Annotated in this window: 2 protein-coding genes; one reads left to right on the top strand and one right to left on the bottom strand. The window is 55.1% G+C overall.

Features of this window, described 5'->3' with window-relative positions:
• Positions 1 to 446: HD-GYP domain-containing protein (locus tag RMSM_RS43635; RefSeq protein ID WP_008702959.1), on the bottom strand; the 446-nt coding region annotated here is incomplete at its 3' end.
• A gap of 566 nt (positions 447 to 1,012) precedes the next feature.
• On the opposite strand from RMSM_RS43635, the gene RMSM_RS24710 reads away from it, so the two are divergent.
• On the top strand, positions 1,013 to 2,123 hold a 1,111-nt coding region (locus RMSM_RS24710; protein WP_144057933.1), incomplete at its 3' end, for a lipopolysaccharide biosynthesis protein.

Below are 2,123 nucleotides of genomic sequence, written 5' to 3'. Positions count from 1 at the left end.
CAATCCATCGTCAATTGTTCCTCGACCGTCAATTTGCCGGGTTTTCGCAGCACGCGATCGGGAATGCCAATTTTGCCCAGATCATGTAGCAGCGATGCCACCTCGATCCGGTCTCGCAATGATTCCTCAAGCCCTAGGCGGTGGGCCCACGCCGAACACGACAATGCGACTCGAAGCGAATGCGCCGCAGTGGCGACATGTTTCGCCCGCAGCGAAAAGAACAGCGAACTGGCGATCCCCAACCGGACCATCGCCAATTGACTCTCGAACTTGACCTCGATCGACGGCGCGGCGCGGCGTTCGTCGCTGACCGGAGACGCCTCCTGCAAACTGGCTAGTAACTGTTCAAGCTGCTGGTTCTTGTTGGTCAAATCCATCGGCTCGATCGCCGTCACCGAAGCAGCGACAGGGTCAACAGATGCAGATACGGAAAGGGGCTGGTTCATGCGATGAAACCGTCAGGTCGAGAGAACATTATCGCTGCGAGTTGAAACATAGGTTAGGAAACGAGCCAAAGCCAAACAAAATCGCTGACTTCTAACTTTGCCAAACCTCGATAAATACGAAGAAAACGCCGTCTCCCCTCACTTTGGATGCATCTACCGAACCATCGGGACCAATGCGGTGGTATGGGCACGCTAAGCGGTAAGACGTGGTCACTACCGACCGCCCCGGTCGCGACTTTCACTAGAAACGATCGCCGGAAGTGAGGGATTTCCCCACCGAATTCTTCGGCTTTCGGAATCCAGAACCCCAGCCCCCCTTCAACTGCCGTCCCCGTACGGTGCAGAAGTGACATCATTCCGACGCGCTACAATCCTCACCACCGCTGCATCCAGCAAAATTTAACGACAATTTTGATTTGGATTGGAAGTTCACTCGGCGATCAAGCGGCTTGCGTCCCACATTTCATCGAACTCATCTCATTCGCCCTGCGACGCACCTCGCAGGATTCAAAAATGAGGTTCTCTGCCCAACGTCGGCGCTTCGAACATTGAACGATCAGCAAGCTGTGACAGCGACCAAGACCGAAACTCCCGCCAGCTTTGCGGCGGATTCGCTTGCGATTGGCATGTTGGTGGTGCTAGCCATGACGGTCATCCAACGATCGCTCGGATTTCTCCGAAGTATCTGGTTTTGCCGGTTGATGGACGATGCCGTGGTCGGCCAATGGGCGATGGCATTCGATTTTATCACGATGGCCACACCGGTGATGTTGTTGGGGATGCCGGGATCATTACCGCGGTATGTGGAAACGTATCGGCAACAGGGACATTTGCGATCACTCGTTCGGCGGTTGCTGATCGCGACAATCGCATGCGCCGGGGTCTTTTTGATTGGCTTGATGGTGGCGCCGGATTGGTTCGGATGGCTGATTTTTCTTGAGTCCGACAATAGCGTGCTGACGTACGCCGTGGCCGCCGGCGTGATCGCGATCATCGCATTCAACTTTGTTCACCAATTAGTTTCATCACTACGCCAAGTTCGCGTGGCATCGATGATGCAGTTCGTACAAAGCGTGGCGTTTACCTTGCTCGGGGTTGGATGGCTGATCCGCGGTGGCGACTTGGCAGGTTTGATTCTCAGTTTTGCCGTCGCATCGTTGATCGCGATTCTGCCCGGTGGGTGGACGTTGGCCAAAGGTTGGAAAGGACTGCCTCGCAGCGAATCTCGTTTCGACGCTCCCTCGATGTGGCGACGGTTGCTACCGTACGCGGTGGCGCTTTGGATCATGAACTTACTGAGCAATCTTTTTGAGATGTCCGATCGCTACATGATTTTGCATTTCACCAGCGGGGGCGAACAAATGGGACAAGCCGCGGTGGGGCAATACCACAGCGGCCGTATTTTCCCAGTGTTGTTGATGAGTTTGGCCAGCATGATTGCTGGCGTTCTGATGCCCTATCTTGCCGCCGACTGGGAATCGGGTCGTCGTGAAGCCGTCGTCGATCGAATCCGCAAAGTCCTCGCGGCACTGTCGCTTGTCTTCACGCTCGGTGCCGCAGCAACGCTGTGGATCGCTCCATGGTTGTTTGCCAATTTGCTGCAAAATCGCTACGCAGACGGCTTGGCATTGATGCCGATGGCGTTTGTGTTTTACATATGGGCGTCGCTTGTCATGA

The sequence above is a fragment of the Rhodopirellula maiorica SM1 genome (assembly GCF_000346295.1).
GTDB classification, from domain to species: domain Bacteria; phylum Planctomycetota; class Planctomycetia; order Pirellulales; family Pirellulaceae; genus Novipirellula; species Novipirellula maiorica.
This window is presented reverse-complemented; position numbering and strand designations above follow the sequence as displayed.